Annotated in this window: 17 protein-coding genes; 9 read left to right on the forward strand and 8 right to left on the reverse strand. The window is 68.2% G+C overall.

Going from position 1 to position 19,689, the window contains the following annotated elements; all coding sequences use genetic code 11:
• Window positions 1–61: 61 nt before the first annotated feature.
• The 9 genes from FS845_RS04685 to FS845_RS04725 all read left to right on the forward strand — a co-directional run bounded on the left by FS845_RS04685 (window position 62) and on the right by FS845_RS04725 (window position 9,053).
• Window positions 62–1,438: a methyl-accepting chemotaxis protein gene (locus FS845_RS04685; RefSeq protein WP_144630935.1), complete on the forward strand. Its 1,377-nt coding sequence runs from the start codon at window positions 62–64 to the stop codon at window positions 1,436–1,438.
• A 304-nt stretch (window positions 1,439–1,742) separates the two neighbouring features.
• On the forward strand, window positions 1,743–2,423 hold the full coding sequence (locus FS845_RS04690; protein WP_144630936.1) for a M23 family metallopeptidase: 681 nt from the start codon (window positions 1,743–1,745) through the stop codon (window positions 2,421–2,423).
• Window positions 2,424–2,565: 142 nt separating this feature from the next.
• Complete coding sequence (locus FS845_RS04695; RefSeq protein WP_144630937.1) at window positions 2,566–3,543, forward strand: Bug family tripartite tricarboxylate transporter substrate binding protein; 978 nt, start codon at window positions 2,566–2,568, stop codon at window positions 3,541–3,543.
• Between the two features lie 42 nt (window positions 3,544–3,585).
• Window positions 3,586–5,175 carry a gamma-glutamyltransferase gene (gene ggt, locus FS845_RS04700; protein WP_222129956.1) on the forward strand — a complete coding sequence of 530 codons (1,590 nt, stop codon included), beginning with the start codon at window positions 3,586–3,588 and terminating at the stop codon, window positions 5,173–5,175.
• Between the two features lie 165 nt (window positions 5,176–5,340).
• The gene (locus FS845_RS04705; RefSeq protein WP_144630938.1) at window positions 5,341–5,823 is read left to right on the forward strand and encodes a YajQ family cyclic di-GMP-binding protein; all 483 of its coding nucleotides are present in this window, start codon (window positions 5,341–5,343) and stop codon (window positions 5,821–5,823) included.
• Between the two features lie 15 nt (window positions 5,824–5,838).
• Window positions 5,839–6,759 (forward strand): LysR family transcriptional regulator, encoded by a 921-nt coding sequence (locus FS845_RS04710; RefSeq protein ID WP_144630939.1) that lies wholly within the window; start codon window positions 5,839–5,841, stop codon window positions 6,757–6,759.
• A 361-nt stretch (window positions 6,760–7,120) separates the two neighbouring features.
• Complete coding sequence (locus FS845_RS04715) at window positions 7,121–8,266, forward strand: mechanosensitive ion channel family protein (protein ID WP_144630940.1); 1,146 nt, start codon at window positions 7,121–7,123, stop codon at window positions 8,264–8,266.
• 192 nt (window positions 8,267–8,458) lie between these two features.
• On the forward strand, window positions 8,459–8,749 hold the full coding sequence (locus FS845_RS04720; RefSeq protein ID WP_144631309.1) for a type II toxin-antitoxin system RelE/ParE family toxin: 291 nt from the start codon (window positions 8,459–8,461) through the stop codon (window positions 8,747–8,749).
• A 10-nt stretch (window positions 8,750–8,759) separates the two neighbouring features.
• Window positions 8,760–9,053 carry an addiction module antidote protein gene (locus tag FS845_RS04725; protein WP_144630941.1) on the forward strand — a complete coding sequence of 98 codons (294 nt, stop codon included), beginning with the start codon at window positions 8,760–8,762 and terminating at the stop codon, window positions 9,051–9,053.
• Between the two features lie 18 nt (window positions 9,054–9,071).
• Here the strand turns inward: FS845_RS04725 and FS845_RS04730 are convergent, their stop codons facing one another.
• From FS845_RS04730 to urtA, 8 genes are all read right to left on the reverse strand, one after another.
• Window positions 9,072–10,052 (reverse strand): Bug family tripartite tricarboxylate transporter substrate binding protein, encoded by a 981-nt coding sequence (locus FS845_RS04730; protein ID WP_144630942.1) that lies wholly within the window; start codon window positions 10,050–10,052, stop codon window positions 9,072–9,074.
• Between the two features lie 119 nt (window positions 10,053–10,171).
• Window positions 10,172–11,263: a tartrate dehydrogenase gene (locus FS845_RS04735; RefSeq protein ID WP_144630943.1), complete on the reverse strand. Its 1,092-nt coding sequence runs from the start codon at window positions 11,261–11,263 to the stop codon at window positions 10,172–10,174.
• A 156-nt stretch (window positions 11,264–11,419) separates the two neighbouring features.
• Window positions 11,420–13,426 (reverse strand): gamma-glutamyltransferase family protein, encoded by a 2,007-nt coding sequence (locus tag FS845_RS04740; RefSeq protein ID WP_144630944.1) that lies wholly within the window; start codon window positions 13,424–13,426, stop codon window positions 11,420–11,422.
• 202 nt (window positions 13,427–13,628) lie between these two features.
• The gene (gene urtE, locus FS845_RS04745) at window positions 13,629–14,327 is read right to left on the reverse strand and encodes an urea ABC transporter ATP-binding subunit UrtE (protein ID WP_144630945.1); all 699 of its coding nucleotides are present in this window, start codon (window positions 14,325–14,327) and stop codon (window positions 13,629–13,631) included.
• 73 nt (window positions 14,328–14,400) lie between these two features.
• On the reverse strand, window positions 14,401–15,246 hold the full coding sequence (gene urtD / locus FS845_RS04750; protein WP_144630946.1) for an urea ABC transporter ATP-binding protein UrtD: 846 nt from the start codon (window positions 15,244–15,246) through the stop codon (window positions 14,401–14,403).
• Window positions 15,243–16,400 carry an urea ABC transporter permease subunit UrtC gene (gene urtC, locus FS845_RS04755; protein ID WP_222129957.1) on the reverse strand — a complete coding sequence of 386 codons (1,158 nt, stop codon included), beginning with the start codon at window positions 16,398–16,400 and terminating at the stop codon, window positions 15,243–15,245. Before urtC ends, urtD begins: the two co-directional genes overlap by 4 nt.
• Window positions 16,397–18,040: an urea ABC transporter permease subunit UrtB gene (gene urtB, locus FS845_RS04760; protein WP_144630947.1), complete on the reverse strand. Its 1,644-nt coding sequence runs from the start codon at window positions 18,038–18,040 to the stop codon at window positions 16,397–16,399. The genes urtC and urtB overlap by 4 nt, the downstream gene beginning before the upstream one ends.
• Window positions 18,041–18,060: 20 nt before the next feature.
• A complete protein-coding gene (urtA, locus tag FS845_RS04765) occupies window positions 18,061–19,314 on the reverse strand; it encodes an urea ABC transporter substrate-binding protein (RefSeq protein WP_144630948.1) in 1,254 nt (417 codons plus the stop codon).
• Between the last annotated feature and the right edge of the window lie 375 nt (window positions 19,315–19,689).

A 19,689-nucleotide genomic window follows, 5' to 3' on the forward strand; every position in this document is an offset into this window, starting at 1 on the left:
TAGAAATCGCAGCCCGGTGAATTCCATAAAAGTCCCTGCGAACCAGGGAAAGGAGGGTGCAATGTCGCGCTTCCTTGACAAACTTCTCGGCCGCGCCCGCCAGCGCCGACTGGCCGACCTGCACGGCCAGATCGACGCCATCCATCGCTCGCAGGCCGTGATCGAGTTCGATCTGGCCGGCCACGTGCTGGCGGCCAACCAGAACTTCCTCGACACCATGGGCTACCAGCTGGACGAGGTCGTGGGCCAGCACCACCGCATGTTCGTCGACCAGGACATGCGGCAGTCCGAGGCCTACGCCGAATTCTGGCGCCGCCTGGGTGAGGGCCTGCACGATGCCGGCCGCTATCGGCGCGTGGCGCACGACGGCCACGAGGTCTGGCTGCAGGCCAGCTACAACCCCATCTTCGACGGGCGCGGCCAGCCGTTCAAGGTGGTGAAGTACGCCACCGACGTCACCGGCGAGCAGCGCCGCAACGACGACGCGCAGGGCCAGCTGGCGGCCATCTCGAAGGTACAGGCGGTGATCGAGTTCGAGCTGGACGGCACCATCCTGCATGCCAACGACCTGTTCCTGCGTGCGCTGGGCTACCGGCTGGACGAGGTGGTCGGCCGGCATCACAGCATGTTCGTGCAGCCCGGCGAGCGCCGCACCGCGGCCTATGCCGATTTCTGGCGCAAGCTGGGCAACGGCGCGCACGACGCCGGACAGTACCTGCGCATTGGCAAGGACGGCCGCGAGGTGTGGATCGAGGCCAGCTACAACCCCATCCTGGATGCCGACGGGCGGCCGTTCAAGGTGGTGAAGTACGCCACGGACATCACGCGCCGCTTCACCGCGGCGCAGACGCTGCGCGTGGCGGTGCAGGGCCTGACCGAGAACGCCGAGCGCGCGGGCCAGGCCAACCAGCTGGCGCTGGACGCCTGTCGCGTGGCCGAGGAAGGCGGCCAGACGGTGCAGGGCGTGATCGGCGCCATGGACGCCATCACGGCCAGTTCGCGCAAGATATCGGACATCATCGGCGTGATGGACAACATCGCCTTCCAGACCAACATCCTGGCGCTGAACGCCGCGGTCGAGGCCGCGCGCGCGGGCCAGCACGGCAAGGGCTTCGCGGTGGTGGCCTCGGAAGTGCGCAACCTGGCTCAGAGCAGCGCGTCGGCCGCCAAGGAGATCAAGGGGCTGATCCAGTCGTCGCGCCTGCAAGTCGAGCGCGGCGCCGAGCAGGTGCGCCACGCCGGTGCCACGATGGAGGAGATCGTCGCCTCGTCGCGCAGCGTCACCGAGATCATGGGCGAGGTGGTGGAGGTGTCGCTGGCGCACTCGGCAAGCCTGGGGGAGGTGACGCACGACCTGACGGCACAGGCGGTGGGCAGCGGCCCGACCTCGCCGTCGCCGCGCATACTGGCGCCGGTGCCGCGCCTGCGGGCCGCCTGAAGGCGGCGCGCGCGTCGCCCCTCGCGTCTGCGCGCACGTGGTCGCGCGCCGTGCTGCGCAGACGACCGGCGCGTCGCCGCGTTCGTGCGCCTTCCTACATGCCTTCTTACAGCCTTTACGCCCCGCCATAATTGGCGGCGGATAAGGCCGGCGTTTCTTGGTACCCTTGGCGGGCCCAATTTACATTTACATTCTTCGCCTCCGGACCGTGCCGCAGCCGCTTATCCCGCCCGTGCTTTCCCCCTCCCTTCCGTCCAGCATGCCGGCCGGGGCGGGGCCAGGCTGGCGGCGTGCGGCAAGGCGGATGCGCATGGCGGGCGGCGTGCTGGCCCTGGCGCTGCTGGCCGCCTGCGCCAGCACCAAGGTCGGTCCCGGCGAGTACCGCGTGAAGGACGGCGACACGCTGACCAAGATCGCGCGCGACAACGGCCAGTCGGTCAACGACCTGGTGCGCTGGAACAACCTGGGCAGCGCGGACCGCATCACCGAAGGCCAGGTCTTGCGCGTCAGGCCGCCCGGCGACGACGGCAGCCTGCCCGACGCCGGCGCCACTCCGCCCAGCTCGCCCAGGCCCAAGGGCCGCGCGCCCATTCCCGATTCTCCCGCCACGCCGGTGCGCGGCATCTCGCTGGCATGGCCGGCCGAGGGCGTGCTGGTGTCCGGCTACAACGGCGTCAGTTCCAAGGGCATCACCATCGCCAACAAGGTCGGCACGCCGGTGCAGGCCGCGGCGGCGGGCACGGTCGAATACGCCAGCAACGGGCTGCGCGGCTACGGCAACCTGGTGATCGTGCGCCATGCCGGCGGCTTCCTCAGCATCTATGCCCACAACCACAAGCTGCTGGTCAAGCAGGGCCAGGCGGTCAGGCAGGGGCAGACCATCGCCGAGATGGGCAACAGCGACGCCTCGCGCGTGGCCGTTTACTTCGAGCTGCGCCAGAACGGCAAGCCGGTGAACCCGCTGGGCGCCCTGCCCAAGCGTTGATCGATCCGGGTTTACCCGGAACATTGGTTCCTTGTTGCAGTGCAAAAGTGGTCCCGTCCCGGGACCACTGCCGCGCTTCTAATAGCGGACTTGCGTTCGGCCGGGGCCGGACGCTCATCCGACAAAGCACAAGGGGAATGCCATGGGCATCAAACACTACCTGCTGGGCCTGGGCCTGATGGCGGGCTCGGCCATCCTGCCGGCCGCGGCGCAAAGCGCCGACAACTGGCCCGAGCGGCCCATCAAGATCGTCGTGCCGTTCTCGGCCGGCGCCGCCACCGACCTGATCTCGCGCCAGCTGGGCCAGGCGCTGGGCAAGGAATACGGCCAGAGCGTCATCGTCGAGAACAAGCCCGGCGCCGCCGCGGCCATCGGCAGCTCGGCTGCGGCACGCTCGCCCGCCGACGGCTACACGCTGCTGATGTCGGGCCCGGCCTCGATGGTCACCAACCGCTTCCTGTACAAGAACCTGAGCTACGATCCCGCCAGCTTCGCGAAGGTCGCGGTCGTGGCCGTCACGCCGAACGTGCTGCTGTCCAATCCCAGCGAGCCTTTCAAGACGCTGCCCGAGATGGTCGCGTACGCGAAGAAGAACCCGGGCAAGCTGACCTACGCCTCGTTCGGCGCGGGCACTACGTCGCACCTGGCCGGCGAACTGCTGAAGCAGCTGACCGGCATCGACATCGTGCACGTGCCCTACAAGGGCGCCGGCGACGCCATTCCGGCGCTGCTCAGCGGCCAGGTCTCCATGTACTTCGACACCATCATGACCGCGCTGCCCTACGTGCAGTCGGGCAAGCTGAACGCGCTGGCCATCTCGACCGCCAGGCGTTCGGAGATGGCGCCGAACCTGCCGACGGTGGCCGAACAGGGCTATCCGGGCTATGACGTGGCGCCCTGGTACGGTATCGTCGCGCCCGAGGGCACGCCCAAGCCCATCGTCGACAAGCTCAACGCCTCGATCAACCGTGCCCTGAAGGATCCGGATTTCCGCGCCAAGCTGGCCACCACCGGCGCCGAGCCGGTCGGCGGCTCGGTCGCCGACTTCGAGGCCATGGTCAACGCCGAACTGCCCCGCACGGAAGCCCTGATCAAACAATCGGGCATGACGCTGCAGTAAGCGTTAAGGTTCGTCTTTCCCATTCATCGCCGAGTTCATCCCATGTCGTCCCGCGATTGGTCGTTTCCCTATCCCTCCCAGAAGATGCCCGTGCTGGCGCGCAACGTCGTCAGCACCAGCCAGCCGCTGGCCGCCCAGGCGGGCCTGCGCATGCTGTTGCAGGGCGGCAACGCGGTCGACGCGGCGCTGGCCACGGCCATCGCGCTGACGGTGGTCGAGCCGGTGATGAACGGCATCGGCGGCGACCTGTTCGTGCAGGTCTGGAAGGATGGCCAGCTGCAGGGCCTGAACTCCACCGGCTGCGCGCCGGCGGGCTGGACCGACGAACGCTTCGCCGGCCGCGACGCCATGCCGCCCATCGGCTGGGACACGGTCACCGTGCCCGGCCAGGTGGCGGGCTGGAAGGCGCTGTCCGACCGGCACGGCAAGCTGCCGTTCGCGCGCCTGTTCGAGCCGGCCATCGCCTATGCCGAGGAAGGCTTCCCGGTGTCGCCCACGATTGCCCGCCAGTGGGCCGCGCAGGCGCCCAAGCTGGCCGAGCAGCCGGGCTTCAAGGACGCCTTCCTGCGCCTGGGCCGTGCGCCGCACGCGGGCGAGCACTGGCGCTTTCCCGAGCAGGCGCGCACGTTGCGCCTGATCGCCGAAAGCGGCGGCGAAAGCTTCTATCGCGGCGAGCTGGCCTCGCGCATCGACGCGCATGCGCGCAACACCGGGGGCGCGCTGCGCGCCGAGGACCTGGCGGCGCACCAGCCGATGTGGGTCGAGCCGGTGTCGCAGGATTTCCGCGGCTACACGCTGCACGAGATCCCGCCCAGCGGGCAGGGCATCGCCGCGCTGATCGCGCTGGGCATCCTGGACCGCTTCGACCTGGAATCGATGGGCCGCGACAGCGCCGATTTCTATCACGTCGGACTGGAGGCCATGAAGCTGGCCTTCGCCGACCTGCACCAGCACGTCTCCGACCCGGCCACCATGCAGGTGAGCACGTCGCAATTGCTGGATCCGGCCTACCTGGCCGAGCGCGCCAGGCTGGTGTCGATGGACCGCGCCGGCACGCCGGGCGCGGGCGCGCCGAAGGTAGGCGGCACGGTGTACCTGGCCGCGGCCGATGCCGACGGCACCATGGTGTCCTTCATCCAGTCCAACTACCACGGCTTCGGGTCGGGCGTGGTGGTGCCCGAGACCGGCATCGCGCTGCACAACCGCGGCTGCGGCTTCGTGCTGACGCCGGGCCACGTCAACCGCGTGGCCCCGGGCAAGCGTCCGCTGCACACCATCATCCCGGGTTTCGTCACCCGTGCCGGCCAGCCGGTGATGGCGTTCGGCGTGATGGGCGGCTCGATGCAGGCGCAAGGCCATCTGCAGGTCATGGCGCGCCTGGGCGCGTTCAACCAGAACCCGCAGGCCATCAGCGACGCGCCGCGCTTCCGCGTGGAGAACGGCCCGGTGGTGACGGTGGAGTCGCACCTGTCCGGCGACGTGGTGCAGGCGCTGCGCGACCGCGGCCACAACCTGGAAGTCGCCGCGCCGCACAGCCTGGACTTCGGCGCCGCGCAGCTGATCCAGCGTGGCGAGTACGGCTACATCGCCGCATCGGATTCGCGCCGCGACGGGCAGGCCGTCGGGTTCTGATCCCACCCGCGGCGCATCGCGAGCGGGCCGCCTTCGGGCGGCCTCGTCGTTCGGTCACCGACGGTGGCCGGCATCTGGCGGCGCCGGGTCGCATGCCTTCAGGCATCGCGTCGAATCGGCATACACTGCGGTTTTCCCCCATCAGCAAGCAAGAGGATCACCGCCATGCCCAGTTTCGACGTCGTCTCCGAGGTCGACAAACACGAGTTGACCAACGCGGTCGACCAGGCCAATCGCGAACTGTCCACGCGTTTCGATTTCAAGGGCACCAAGGCCAGCTTCGAACTGGAAGGCTATGACGTGACCCAGGTCGCCGAGTCGGCGTTCCAGCTGAAGCAGATGCTGGACATCCTGCGTGGCCGCCTGTCGGCGCGCGGCATCGACGTGCGCTGCATGGACGTGGCCGACCCGCTGGAGAACCTGGGCGGCGCGCGCCAGAAGGTCACCATCAAGCAGGGCATCGAGCAGGCCACCGCCAAGAAGCTCGTGGCCGCCATCAAGGCCAGCAAGATCAAGGTCGAAAGCCAGATCAACGGCGACAAGCTGCGCGTCACCGGCAAGAAGCGCGACGACCTGCAGGCCGTGATGGCGCTGCTGCGCAAGACCGACGTCGACCTGCCGCTGCAGTTCGAGAACTTCCGCGACTGAGCGCCTGGCGGGCGAATGGGCCATTCCCAGGAACTCGCATTGGTGGTCGAGCTGGTGCGCGCCGGCAGCTTCTCCGCCGCCGCGCGCGAACTGGGCGTCACGCCCGCCGCCGTCAGCAAGCGCCTGGCGCAGATCGAAGCCAGGCTGGGCGTGCGGCTGCTGAACCGCAGCACGCGCCGCATCGGCCTGACGGCCGAAGGCGAGCTGTACCTGGAGAACGCCCGCCGTATCCTGGGCGAGATCGAAGACCTGGACCGGCTGATCTCCAGCCGCCAGGCCGAGCCCGGCGGGCTGCTGAAAGTGAATGCGCCGCTGGGCTTCGGGCGCAGCTACATCGCGCCCGCGGTGGCGCTGTTCTGCCGGCGCCATCCCGCCGTGGGCATACAACTGGAACTGACCGATCACGCCGTGGACTTCGTGCGCGATGGGTTCGACCTGGCCATCCGCTTCGGCGACCTGCCCGACACGCGGCTGATCGCCCGCAAGATCGCGCCGAATCGCCGGCTGGTCTGCGCGGCCCCGCGCTATCTGGACGAGCACGGCCGCCCCGAGACGCCGCACGACCTGCTGCGCCATCAGTGCATCCTGCTGCGCCAGAACGAGGCCGCGTACAACCTGTGGCGCTTCACGCGCGGCCGCGGCAGCGAGACCGTGAAGGTGCGCGGCGCCCTCAGCAGCAACGACGGCGAGGTCACCATGACCTGGGGACTGGCCGGACTGGGCATCCTGCAGCGCGCCGAATGGGACCTGGCGCGCTACCTGCGCAGCGGCCGGCTGGAGCAGGTGCTGGCCGGCTATCAGCTGCCGCCGGCGGACATCTACGCGGTGTTCCCCGAGAAGCACCACCTGTCGGCCAAGGTGCGGCTGTTCGTGGATTTTCTGGTGGAGCATTTCGAGGCCAGGAGGCAGGGCGGCGACGACGAGGCTAGCTGGTGATTCGGGCTGCCCTCGAGCGGGAGGCGCCACGCTCGAATGACAAGCAACGTCAATAAATCCGCCGGCCGGGTTAAATATTCAATTACAACAAGTAATATGTCGTTGCCCTGAGCGCCGCCCTCACGCGGCCTCGGGCAGAAGGGCGCCGCCGCGCGCCCTTCGCCAGAATCCTTGGTGCGAGTTGCTTCATCGCTTGGCGTCTTGAATACCGGTTGCCAGGTGGGCGCAGCCGCCCGCCGTCACCTCCCTGATTGACCAAACCGTTCGGGATGTAAAAAAGGTGCCGCTTGTGTTTTGCGGCGCTGCAACGTTCGGTACGGTAGAGGCTGTTGCAACGCCTGCCGCCATCGGGAGCTGATCGATGGAACCTGAGTTCGTCTCGCGCCATCCCCTGCTTGTCTTCGCCATTGCCTTGGCCGTCGCCGTTACCGTCGCCTGGGTGGTCCACCGCATCGGCGCGGCCGTCCTGCGCCGCGTCACCCGCCATCGACCGCTGGCCTCGCTGGTGGTCAGCCGCGCCTACGTGCCCAGCCTGTGGCTGCTGATCGCCTTCGCGGTCCACGTCGTCATCCAGGGCGCGCCGGAGACCTTGCCCGGTCTGGCGGGCATGATCATGCTGTCGCGCCTGGTGCTGATCGGCATGCTGACGTGGCTGGCCATACGCAGCTGCGGCGGCGTGGCCGACGGCATCGTCATGCTCAATCCCGCCGACGTGGCCGACAACCTGGGCGCGCGCCGCATCCAGACGCAGACGCGCGTGCTGGGACGCTGCGTGAACCTGCTGATCCTGGTGATCGGCATCGCGGCCATGCTGCTGACGCTGCCGGGCGCGCGCCAGCTGGGCGCCAGCATGATGGCGTCCGCCGGCCTGATGGGCCTGGTGGCGGGCTTCGCCGCCAAGCCCGTGCTGGGCAATGTCATCGCCGGCCTGCAGATCGCGCTGACGCAGCCCATCCGCATCGATGACGTGCTGATCGTCAAGGGCGAGTGGGGCCGCGTGGAAGAGATCACCGGCGCGTACGTGGTCATCCGCATCTGGGACGAGCGCCGCCTGGTGGTGCCGCTGCAGTGGTTCATCGAGAACCCCTTCGAGAACTGGACGCGCACGACCTCGCAGCTGATCGGCACGGTGTTCCTGTGGATGGACTACCGAACCCCGCTGGACCCGCTGCGCGAGGAGTTGAAGCGCCTGTGCGAAGGGGCCAAGGAGTGGGACGGCCGCGTCTGCGTGCTGCAGGTCACCGACACCAACGACCGCGCCATGCAGATCCGCGCGCTGGTCAGCGCGCGCGCCTCGGGCGATGCCTGGGACCTGCGCTGCAAGGTGCGCGAGGGCCTGATCGCCTGGGTGCACGCGAATCGCCCGGAATACCTGCCGCGCCTGCGCCTGCACGAAGACGATCCGCAATCGCGGGAAGACCGCGACGCCCCCGCCATGCCGGCGGGCCGCAAGGCGGACGAGGGCGCGGTGGACGGCGGGGCGCTGGGGCCGTTGGGGCCGGCGTGATTCGGAGCGTTCTGATGGAATGCCGCCGGTGCGAAACGGTAAGTTCGTCTTGTTCTGTGGGCAGCCAGGGCTGCGTTGAAGACTCGCCTTTTACGATGAAAGCTTCCTGGCGCGGCCTCTGAGTTCGGGCCGCGTAACCGGCCACTATCATCAAGGTTGCTTGGTTGTATCCTGTTTTATACAATAATGCCCATCAGGAACATCCAGACAACCTCGGTTTTTGATCGCTGGTTAGCGGGTTTGAGAGACCGCAAAGCGGTGCATCGCATCCAGGTTCGGATCGATCGCGCAGAAGACGGACATTTCGGCGATTGCGAACCGGTCGGCGAAGGTGTGTCTGAGATGAGGATCCACTATGGTCCGGGATATCGCGTGTATTTTGCGCAGCACGGTTCCAAAGTAGTGGTTTTGCTGGCTGGTGGCGACAAGTCCACCCAGTCAAGAGACATCAAGACTGCGCTGGCGTTGTCCAGGCTACTTTAGGACTCCCATCATGGAAACCGTAAAGCTGCGCAAGTGGGACAGTGCCGAGTACTTGAAAACCGATGAAGACATGCTGCTGTATCTGGAAGCCTGCATGGAAGAAGCAGGCGACGATGCGGCATTCATCGCCAAGGCGCTTGGCAATATCGCAAGGGCCAAAGGCATGGCAAAGCTTGCCAAGGACACCGGCCTGGGCCGAGAGAGCCTTTACAAAGCGCTGTCTGGCGACGGCAACCCAAGCTTCGCAACGATCCTGAAGGTGACTCGTGCATTGGGGATCAGGTTGCATCCGCAAGCCGCCTGATCCCGTCCTCCGCACCTGCTACTCCAGCGAAATCCCCGCCTCCTTCACCAGCTTCCCGTACTTCCGCGTATCGTCGCGGATCTGCGTCGCCATCTCGGCCGGCGTGTTGCCCACGGGCACCGCGCCGATCTCCGCCATGCGGCGGCCGAAGTCTGGCGAGCGGATGATCGCCACCATCTCCGTATTCAGCTTTTGCACCACGTCGGCCGGCGTGCCCTTCGGCGCCAGCACGCCGAACCACGTGCCCATGTCGAAGTCCTTCAGTCCGGCTTCCTGCATGGTCGGCACGTCGGGCAGGGCCTTCGAGCGCTGCGCCGTCGTCACCGCCAGCGCGCGCAGCTTGCCCTGCTGCACGTGCGGCAGCACGGGGGTGATGGTGTCGAACGACATGTCGATCTGGCCGCCCAGCAGGTCGGTCGTCAGCGGCCCGCTGCCCTTGTACGGCACGTGCAGCAGCTTCACCCCGCCCAGCGCCTCGAACTGCGCGCCGATCAGGTGCTGTCCGGTGCCCACGCCGTTCGAGCCGAAGGTCAGCTTGCCGGGCTGGGCCTTCGCCAAGGCCAGCAGCTCCTGCACCGACGCGGCCTTCACTGCCGGATTCACCACCAGGATGTTGGGCACCAGCGCCACCGTGGTGATGGGCGCGAAGTCCTTCTGGAAGTCGTAGTTCAGCTTGCGGTAGACGCTGGTTGCGATGGTGTGGTGCACCGCGCCCATCAGCAGCGTGTAGCCGTCCGCCGCGGTGCGCGCGACGTAGTCGGCGCCCAGCGTCGAGCCCGCGCCGGGGCGGTTCTCGACGATCACCGGCTGGCCCACCCGCTTGCCCAGGTCCTGCCCCAGCGCGCGGGCCAGCACGTCGGTGGTGCCGCCCGCCGGGAAGGGCACGATCAGCGTGATGGGCTTGGCCGGATACGATTGCGCCGAGGCCGCGCCGGCCAGCAGCAGTTGTGCGATGCCCACGGCCAGCAGGCCGCGCGCGTGTTGCAGCGTCTTGTTCATGCGTGTCTCCTCCAGGGATGGAAAGCCGCGCCGCTGTTGTGTGGTGTTGGGCGGGCGGGGCTGGGCGTGCGTCCCGCGCGGCTGTCCGGCCTCAGGCCGGGGCGGCCGCGCGATGGCCGCTACGCCGCTTTCTGCGCCGAACCGGCCTGCCGGACGTGCCGGCACACCGCCTCGGTGACTTGCTCGGTGCCAGCGCGGCCGCCCAGGTCGCCGGTGTGCAGCGAGCGGTCCGCGGTCACGGCCTCCACCGCCGCCATCACGCGTTGCGCGGCCGCCGTCTCGCCCAGGTGCTCCAGCAGCATCACGACGGACCAGAACGTGCCCACCGGATTGGCCAGGCCCTTGCCCATGATGTCGAAGGCCGAGCCGTGGATGGGCTCGAACATCGACGGGCCGCGCCGCTCGGGATCGATGTTGCCGGTGGGCGCGATGCCCAGGCTGCCGGCGAGCGCGGCGGCCAGGTCGCTCAGGATGTCGGCGTGCAGGTTGGTGGCCACGATGGTGTCCAGCGAGGCGGGGCGGTTGACCATGCGCGCGGTGGCGGCGTCGACCAGTTCCTTGTCCCACTTCACGTCGGGGAATTCGGCGGCGACCTGCACGGCGATCTCGTCCCACATCACCATGGCGTGGCGCTGCGCGTTCGACTTGGTCACCACGGTCAGCAGCTTGCGCGGCCGCGACTGGGCCAGCCGGAATGCATAGCGCATGATGCGTTCGACGCCGGCGCGCGTCATCATCGACACGTCGGTGGCGGCTTCGATGGGCAGGCCCTGGTGCACGCGGCCGCCCACGCCGGCATATTCGCCCTCGGAGTTCTCGCGCACGATCACCCAGTTCAGGTCGTCGGGTCCGCAGCGCTTCAGGGGGGCGTCGATGCCGGGCAGGATGCGCGTGGGCCGTACGTTGGCGTACTGATCCAGGCCCTGGCAGATCTTCAGGCGCAGGCCCCACAGCGTGACGTGGTCGGGAATGTGTGGATCGCCCGCCGAGCCGAACAGGATGGCGTCCTTGTCGCGCAGGTCGTCCAGGCCGTCCTCGGGCATCATGATGCCGTGGCGGCGGTAGTAGTCGCCGCCCCAGTCGAAATCCTCGAACTCGAAGCGGAAGTCGCCCTGGGTCTCGGCCAGGGCTTCCATCACGCGGCGGCCGGCGGGAATCACTTCCTTGCCAATGCCGTCTCCGGGTATGGTGGCGATGCGGTACGTCTTCATTGCGTGGGTCTCCAGCGCCCGCCGGATGCGGCGGGACTCCCGCTGGACTCTACGCGCGCCGTCCGCGCGCCGATGCGTGGACAGTTCAAAACTGCGTTTACCCAGAGTTAACAATGCGGCGTGGCGGATCGGGCCGCCACGCCGCATGCACGCGCGTTACAGCGCGCCGTTGCCCAGCACGATGCCTTCACGCCGCGGGTCGACGCCGCCCTCCAGTTGCACCGCGCCATCCTTCTGCACGCGCATGATGGTCGAGATGCCGCTGGACTGCGCGCCGGCGTTGATGCCGTGGCCCATGGCGCGCAGGCCGTTCTGCAGTGGCAACAGGTCCAGGGTGGTGTTGGCCGTGTCGATGTTGGTATTGGGCGAGTTGGTCGCCCCGAAGTCGACCAGCGAGGTCGCCTGCTGGGCGTTGAGGTTCCAGTCCAACGCGCCAACCACCGTCTTGACCACGTACTGGATGATGGTCCCGCCGCCGGGCGAACCCGTGGCCATCAGGAAGTCGCCCGGCTCGGTGCCCCGGAATACCAGCGTGGGCGCCATCGTGCTGCGCGGCCGCTTGCCCGGCTCGACCCGGTTGGCGACGGGATTGCCGTCGGTGCCGTTCGGAGGCGAGTTGAAGTCGGTCAGCTGGTTGGTCAGCAGGAAGCCGTTGGTCATGTGGAAAGACCCCAGGCTCGACTCCACGGTGGTCGTCATGGACACCACGTTGCCGTAGGTGTCGACGATGGAGAAGTGCGTGGTGCCGTACTCCACCGTGTTGTCGATGCCGAAGCGCGCCGTGGCCGAGTCGAACACGCCCGCCGTGGCGGTGCCCATGCTGGCGGCGGTGTTGATCAGGTTGGCGCGCGACTTCAGGTAGTTCTTGTCCAGCATGCTGGACACGCCGCGGCCGGGCAGGGGAACGAAGTCGGTGTCGGCCACGTACTTGTCGCGGTCGGCATAAGCCAGGCGTTCCGCCTCGGACACCAGGTGCACGCCCATCACGCTGGGAATGCCGCCTTCGTCCAGCGGGCCGGTGGGGCCGTAGGCGGACAGGTCGAAGTTCTCCAGGATGCCCAGCGCCTGCGCGATGGCGATGCCGCCGGACGAGGGCGGGGACATCGAGCACACGTAGTAGGCATTGCGGTACGTCGTGCAGACCGGCTCGCGCTTCTTGGCCTGGTACGCGGCCAGGTCGTCGGTGGTCATCAGGCTGGGGGTGATGGGCGTGCGGGCCGGATCGGCGCCCACCGTCTGCCTGGCCTTGGCGACGATGTCCTGCGCGATGCGGCCGGTGTACAGACCGTCCGCCCCTTTCTGGGCGAGGATGCGCAGCGTCTGGGCGTAGGGCGCATTGGTCATCACGTCGCCGGTCTGCCGGACGTTGCCGTTCACGTCGAAATAGATCGCCACGGCATCGGCATCCAGGCGCAGCGAGCTGGCCGAGCCGGCCAGCGCGCTGCCCATGCGGCCGGGGATCTTGAAGCCGTCGTCGGCCAGGCGGATGCCCTCGTCGAACAACTCGCTCCATTCCAGCTTGCCGTGCTCCTTGTGGGCCATTTCCAGCATGCGCATCACACCGGGCACGCCGATGGAGCGGCCGCTGCGGCGCGCGCTGGGCACGGGAGCGGGCGAGGTCGGGTCGGCCTGGTCCTGGCGGGCCAGGTAATAGCCGGTGGCGGCGGCCGGGGCGGTCTCGCGGCCGTCGTACGCGGTGACTTTCTTCGTGGCCGCGTCGTAATACATCATGAATGCGCTGCCCGCGATGGTGCTGGACTGCGGCTCGACCAGGCCCAGCACCGCCTGCACGGCGATGGCCGCGTCGGCGGCGGTGCCGCCCGCTTTCAGGACGTCGCATCCCGCCTTGGTGGCCAGCGGCGTGTTGGCGACCACCATGTACTTGCTGGCGTACTTGGCCTTGTAGCCCAGGCGGTAGCCCGAGGCCGGTTCCGGCGCGGCCGGGTCCCCGGCCTGGCCGGAACCCACCACGACGGCGCTGCCGCTGCTGGACACGACGGAGCAGCTGGCAGGGTCCGAGTCGGCCACGATGGTGGGCTCCTGCGTGGGCGGCGGGTTGGTGACGACCGGGGGCGATTCATCGTCCGAGTCGCTGCCGCCGCAGCCGGCCAGCGGCACCGTCAGGGCCATGAGTACGAGCAACGGCAGGGTTTTCTTCTTCATCGAGAATCCTTGATAGCGTTGGAAAGCGGTTGGCGCCATGGTGGACGCGGCGATGTCCTGCAATTCCCCTTGCTTGTCGAACAAAGCCTTGCCGGTGATCCCATGGGCGTGCCAAATCCTCCCACATAAGGTGGGCTTCCGACACCCGGAGTTTTCCCTTTGATTGAAGGGTCAAGCAATTGCGCCGCGACGCCGGCCGGCGCTACACCGACAGGTGTTTCCTGACGTCGTCGCCGTCGATCTGCGTCCGGTCGCCGCGGGCCACCACCTCGCCGCGCGACAGCACCACGAACTGGTCCGCCAGTTCCTTGGCGAAGTCGAAGTACTGCTCGCACAGCAGGATGCCGATGTCGCCGCGCTGGCGCAGCATGTGGATGACGCGGCCGATGTCCTTGATGATGGAGGGCTGGATGCCCTCGGTCGGCTCGTCCAGGATGATCAGGCTGGGCTCGGCCACCAGAGCGCGGGCGATCGCCAGCTGCTGCTGCTGCCCGCCCGACAGGTCGCCGCCGCGCCGGTTCAGCATGGTGCGCAGTACCGGAAACAGCTCGAATACTTCCTCCTTGATGCGGCGCGCGCGCGCGGCGGGCTTGGTGGCCATGCCCATCACGATGTTCTCCTGCACCGTCAGCCGCGCGAAGATGTCGCGGCCCTGCGGCACGTAGGCCATGCCGCGCGCGGCGCGCTGGTGCGGCGCCAGCCGGGTGACGTCGCGGCCGTCCAGCGTCACGCCGCCGCTGGCCACGGGCAGCACGCCCATCAGGCATTTCAGCAGGGTGGTCTTGCCCACGCCGTTGCGGCCCAGCAGGGCCAGGCATTCGCCGCGCTTGAGCGACAGCGAGATGCCGCGCAGCGTGTGGCTGCCGCCGTAGTATTGGTTCACTGACGTTACGTCGAGCATGGAAACTCCTCGGCGGCCGCCGGCCGGCGGCCTGGCCTTTTCAACAATGGCGAAGGTGGTAAGAGGGAGCGCGTCATCGTCCCAGATAGACTTCGATGACGCGCGGATGCGCCTGCACGGCGGCCATCGTGCCCTCGGCCAGCACCGAGCCCTCGTGCAGCACCGTCACCTTGCCCGGGCCGGCGATCTGCGTGACGAAATCCATGTCGTGCTCCACCACCATCAGCGAATGCTGGCCGCGCAGTTCGTTCAACAGCTCGCCGGTGCGCTCGGTCTCGGCGTCGGTCATGCCGGCCACGGGTTCGTCCAGCAGCAGCAGGCGCGGCTCCTGCATCAGCAGCATGCCGATCTCCAGCCATTGCTTCTGGCCGTGCGACAGCAGTCCCGCGGGCCGTGCGGCATGCGCGCGCAGGCGTATCAGGTCCAGTGTCTGCGCGATGCGGTCGGCCTGTTCGCTGCTCAGGCGCGCGAACAGCGTGGGCCGCACGCGCTTGCCGGTCTTCATTGCCAGTTCCAGGTTCTCGAAGACGCTGTGCTGCTCGAAGACGGTGGGCCGCTGGAACTTGCGGCCGATGCCGGCGTGCGCGATCTCGGCCTCGGACAGGGCGGTCAGGTCGATGGTCTGGCCGAAGTACGCGGTGCCCGAGGTGGGCCGCGTCTTGCCGGTGATGACGTCCATCATGGTTGTCTTGCCGGCGCCGTTGGGACCGATGATGCAGCGCAGCTCGCCCACGCCGATGTCCAGCGTCAGGTTGTTCAACGCCTTGAAGCCGTCGAAGCTGACGGTGATGTCTTCCAGGTACAGGATGGCGCCGTGCGTGGTGTCCAGCCCGCCCGCGCTGACGCGGCCGTAGCTGGGATCGCCGCCCGCGCCGCCCTGCAGCGCGGCGTCGGGGTTCGTGTCGATGGGATGCGTCATGCCTTCTGCTCCTCGATGCGCACCGCCGCGCGGCGCTCGCGCCAGCGCTCGGCGCAACGCCGCGCCAGCCCCACGATGCCCTGCGGCAGGAACAGCGTGACCAGCACGAAGATCAGGCCCAGCGCGTACAGCCAGAACTCCGGCGCCACGCTGGTGAACCACGTCTTCAATCCGTTGACCACGCCCGCGCCCAGGATGGGCCCGATCAGCGTGCCGCGGCCGCCGGTGGCCACCCAGATCACCATCTCGATGGAATTCTCGGTGGACATCTCGCCGGGATTGATGATGCCCACCTGCGGCACGTACAGCGCGCCCGCGATGCCGCACATCACCGCGGACAGCGTCCACACGAACAGCTTGAAGCCCAGCGGCTCGTAGCCCAGGAAGCGCAGGCGGCTCTCGGAATCGCGCACGGCGGTCAGCACGCGGCCCAGCTTGGACTGCGTGACCATGCGCGCCACCACCAGCGACCCGGCCAGCGCCAGCAGCGTGGTCCAGTACAGCACCGCCCGGGTCGAGGGCGCCGTGATGTCGAAGCCCAGGATGCGCTTGAAGTCCGTGAAGCCGTTGTTGCCGCCGAAGCCGGTGTCGTTGCGGAAGAACAGCAGCATGGCCGCGTACGTCAGCGCCTGCGTGATGATGGAGAAGTACACGCCCTTGATGCGCGAGCGGAACGCGAAGTAGCCGAACAGGAAGGCCAGCGCGCCCGGCACCAGCGCCACCAGCAGCATGGCGTAGGCGAAGTGCTCGGTGAACGCCCAGTACCAGGGGTATTCCTTCCAGTTCAGGAACACCATGAAGTCGGGCAGGTCGCTCTGGTAGACGCCGTCGCGGCCGATGGCGCGCATCAGGTACATGCCGTGCGCATAGCCGCCCAGCGCGAAGAACAGGCCATGGCCCAGCGACAGGATGCCGGCATAGCCCCACACCAGGTCGAGCGCCAGCGCGGCCAGCGCATAGCACATGAACTTGCCGGCCAGCGCCACCATGTACGAGGACACGTGCAGGGCGTCGCCGGGCGCGTAGAACAGGTTCAGCGCGGGCAGCAGCGCCAGCAGCGCCACCACCACGGCCAGCGCCAGCCAGGCGCGCGGCGGGAACAGCGGCTGGCGCGCGCAGGCCGCCAGGTCGGGAGGAAACGGGACGGTATTCAATCGACGCTCCTGCCGCGCGGGGCGAACAGACCCTGTGGCCGTTTCTGGACGAACAGCACGATGAGGATCAGGATGGTGATCTTGGCCATGACGGCGCCCGCGTAGGGCTCCAGGAACTTGTTGACGCCGCCCAGGCCCAGCGCGGCGATCACGGTGCCGGCCAGCTGGCCCACGCCGCCCAGCACCACCACCATGAACGAATCCACGATGTAGCCGCGGCCCAGGTCGGGGCCCACGTTGCCCAGCTGCGACAGCGCCACGCCGGCCAGGCCGGCGATGCCCGAGCCCAGGCCGAACGCCAGCATGTCGACACGGCCCGTGGGCACGCCCACGCAGTCGGCCATGCGGCGGTTCTGCGTGATGGCGCGCACGAACAATCCCAGCCGCGTGTGGTTCAGCAGGAGCCAGACGAGGAACACGACCGCCATCGCGAAGACGATGATGGCGATGCGGTTGTAGCTCAGCACCAGGCCGCCCAGCACCGTCATGCCGCCGGACATCCAGCCCGGATTGCTGACCTCGACGTTCTGCGCGCCGAACAGCGTACGCACCGTCTGCATCAGCATCAGGCTGATGCCCCAGGTGGCCAGCAGGGTCTCGAGCGGACGGCCGTACAGCCAGCGGATCACGGTGCGCTCCAGCGCCATGCCCACGGCCGCCGTCACCACGAAGGCCACGGGCAGCGCCGCCGGCACGTACCAGTCGATCCATCCGGGCAGGTACTGGCGGAACGCCGTCTGCACCATGTAGGCGGTGTAGGCGCCGATCATCAGCAGTTCGCCGTGCGCCATGTTGATCACGCCCATCAGCCCGAAGGTGATGGCCAGGCCCAGCGCGGCCAGCAACAGCACGCTGCCCAGGCTGATGCCGTAGAAGAGGTTGCCAGCCCATTCCAGCGTAGCCATGTGCCGGTCGATCGCGCGCAGCGCGGTCTCGGCGGCCTCGCGCACGCCGGCGTCGGGCTCGGCATGGGTGCCGTCGGGGTTGGTCTGCACCAGCGCGGCCAGCAGCGGGCGGAATGCCGCGTTGCGCGTCTGGCCCAGGGACTGCGCCGCCGCGCGCCGCAGGGCGGGGTCGTCCGAGGCCAGCTGCAGGCGCGCCTGCGCGATCTCCAGCGCGCCGCGCACCTGGGGATCGGTCTCGCGCTTGAGGGCCTCGTCCAGCAGCGGCAGGCGGCTCGCGTCGCTGCTCTGCTGCAGGCGCTGCGCCGCGGCCAGCCGTTCGGCGGGCGTCTTGGCGTAGAGCTGCGAGGTCGCCAGCGCGGCGCTGATGGCGCGGCGCAGGCGGTTGTTGATCATCACGCCGTCGGCGTCGTCGGGCCTGGCCAGCGACTGGCCCGTGGCAGGGTCCAGCACCTGGTCGCCCGGCTGGCCGCCGCGCTCCACCAGCACGCGCCCATCGGGCGTGGCCAGCAGCTGGCCGTCGCCCAGCGCCTTCAGCACCTCGGCCGCCAGCGGGTCGGGCAGGCGCCCCAGGCGGTCGATGGCGCCCAGTTTGGCATCGGTCTCGTCGCCGGCCAATGGGGCCAGCAAGGCCGGATCCAGGCCCTGCGCGCCGGCTCCGGCGGACAGGGCCGCCAGGCCGAGCGCGCAGCCCAGCAGGAACCGGCCCAGCCGGCCGGTGATTGCCGCAAGTCGCATGGCTGCGCCCTATTCCGCGTTTACAGACCTTGTTTGCCTTCGTTGCCGGGGATGTACGGACTCCACGGCTGGGCTCGGATCGGACCCTTGCTCTTCCAGACCACGTTGAATTGTCCATCGGCCTGCACCTCGCCGATGTACACCGGCTTGTGCAGGTGGTGGTTGGTCTTGTCCATCTCGATGGTGTAGCCGTCCGGCGCGGTGAACTTCTGGCCTCCCATGGCCGAGATCACTTTGTCGACCTCGGTGGTCTTGGCCTGCTCGACGGCCTGCTTCCACATGTGGATGCCGATGTAGGTGGCTTCCATCGGGTCGTTGGTGACCGCGCTGGCGGCGTTGGGCAGGTTCTTGGCCTTCGCGTAGTCCTTCCACTTCTTCACGAACTCGGCGTTGGCCGGGTTCTTGATCGACTGGAAGTAGTTCCACGCGGCCAGGTGGCCGACCAGCGGCTTGGTGTCCACGCCGCGCAGTTCCTCTTCGCCCACCGAGAACGCCACCACCGGCACGTCCGTGGCCTTCAGGCCCGCGTTGCCCAGCTCCTTGTAGAACGGCACGTTCGAGTCGCCATTGATGGTCGATATCACCGCCGTCTTGCCGCCCGCCGCGAACTTCTTGATGTTCGCCACGATGGTCTGGTAGTCGGAATGGCCGAACGGCGTGTAGACCTCGTCGATGTCGCTGTCCTTCACGCCCTTGGAATGCAGGAAGGCGCGCAGGATCTTGTTGGTGGTGCGCGGGTAGACGTAGTCGGTGCCCAGCAGCACGAAGCGCTTGGCACCGCCGCCGTCTTCGCTCATCAGGTATTCGACCGCCGGGATGGCTTGCTGGTTGGGCGCGGCGCCGGTGTAGAACACGTTCTTCTCCAGCTCTTCGCCCTCGTACTGCACGGGATAGAACAGCAGGCCGTTCAGCTCCTTGAAGACGGGCAGCACCGACTTGCGCGACACGGAGGTCCAGCAGCCGAACACCACGTCGACCTTGTCCTGGCTGAGCAGCTGGCGGGCCTTCTCGGCGAACAGCGGCCAGTTCGAGGCCGGGTCCACGATGACGGGTTCGAGCTTCTTGCCCATCACGCCGCCTTTCGCGTTGATCTCGTCGATGGTCATCAAGGCCACGTCCTTCAGCGACGTCTCGGAGATGGCCATGGTGCCCGACAGCGAATGCAGGATGCCGACCTTGATGGTGTCGGCGGCTGCGGCGGTCGACACCCATCCTCCCGCCGTGGCCAGCATGGTGGCCGCGGCAAGGTGCTTGAGGACTAGTCTGCGTTGCATGGTGACTCCTGTGATAGAGGCCGGTCGTGCCGGCATGCGGGGTTCCGAAAGCGGGATCACTGCTCGGCCCATCGCTGGCTGGCATCCTTGATGGCGGACTGCGCGGCAAGCGTGGACATGGGATCAAAAGCAATACCCATGCCAATACGCCGGCAACGGCGTGCGCTCATTGGGAAGCGGCCGTCCGGACAGGGGTAAACCCGCCTCGGCGAGGCTTGGCCGCGATGGTGCGCGTCGCCTGGCTTCGGTGCATGGAGCGCACCACCGTTGTGCGTTGGCACGCGCCGGATGCATCGGCCGGCCTTGCCCCCGCGCGCTTGCCGCGACGCGTCGCGCGCAGGCGTTTCCCTGGGGAAATGCGGCACGTGCGCGGTC

This window comes from Bordetella genomosp. 13 (assembly GCF_007679965.1).
In the GTDB taxonomy this organism is placed as follows: Bacteria; Pseudomonadota; Gammaproteobacteria; order Burkholderiales; family Burkholderiaceae_B; genus Bordetella.

Coding starts and splice junctions, on each gene's coding strand:
- FS845_RS04685 (WP_144630935.1), top strand. CDS start 62: ATGTCGCGCTTCCTTGACAAACTTCTCGGCCGCGCCCGCCAGCGCCGA.
- FS845_RS04690 (WP_144630936.1), top strand. CDS start 1,743: ATGCGCATGGCGGGCGGCGTGCTGGCCCTGGCGCTGCTGGCCGCCTGC.
- FS845_RS04695 (WP_144630937.1), top strand. CDS start 2,566: ATGGGCATCAAACACTACCTGCTGGGCCTGGGCCTGATGGCGGGCTCG.
- ggt (WP_222129956.1), top strand. CDS start 3,586: ATGTCGTCCCGCGATTGGTCGTTTCCCTATCCCTCCCAGAAGATGCCC.
- FS845_RS04705 (WP_144630938.1), top strand. CDS start 5,341: ATGCCCAGTTTCGACGTCGTCTCCGAGGTCGACAAACACGAGTTGACC.
- FS845_RS04710 (WP_144630939.1), top strand. CDS start 5,839: ATGGGCCATTCCCAGGAACTCGCATTGGTGGTCGAGCTGGTGCGCGCC.
- FS845_RS04715 (WP_144630940.1), top strand. CDS start 7,121: ATGGAACCTGAGTTCGTCTCGCGCCATCCCCTGCTTGTCTTCGCCATT.
- FS845_RS04725 (WP_144630941.1), top strand. CDS start 8,760: ATGGAAACCGTAAAGCTGCGCAAGTGGGACAGTGCCGAGTACTTGAAA.
- FS845_RS04730 (WP_144630942.1), bottom strand. CDS start 10,052: ATGAACAAGACGCTGCAACACGCGCGCGGCCTGCTGGCCGTGGGCATC.
- FS845_RS04735 (WP_144630943.1), bottom strand. CDS start 11,263: ATGAAGACGTACCGCATCGCCACCATACCCGGAGACGGCATTGGCAAG.
- FS845_RS04740 (WP_144630944.1), bottom strand. CDS start 13,426: ATGAAGAAGAAAACCCTGCCGTTGCTCGTACTCATGGCCCTGACGGTG.
- urtE (WP_144630945.1), bottom strand. CDS start 14,327: ATGCTCGACGTAACGTCAGTGAACCAATACTACGGCGGCAGCCACACG.
- urtD (WP_144630946.1), bottom strand. CDS start 15,246: ATGACGCATCCCATCGACACGAACCCCGACGCCGCGCTGCAGGGCGGC.
- urtB (WP_144630947.1), bottom strand. CDS start 18,040: ATGCGACTTGCGGCAATCACCGGCCGGCTGGGCCGGTTCCTGCTGGGC.
- urtA (WP_144630948.1), bottom strand. CDS start 19,314: ATGCAACGCAGACTAGTCCTCAAGCACCTTGCCGCGGCCACCATGCTG.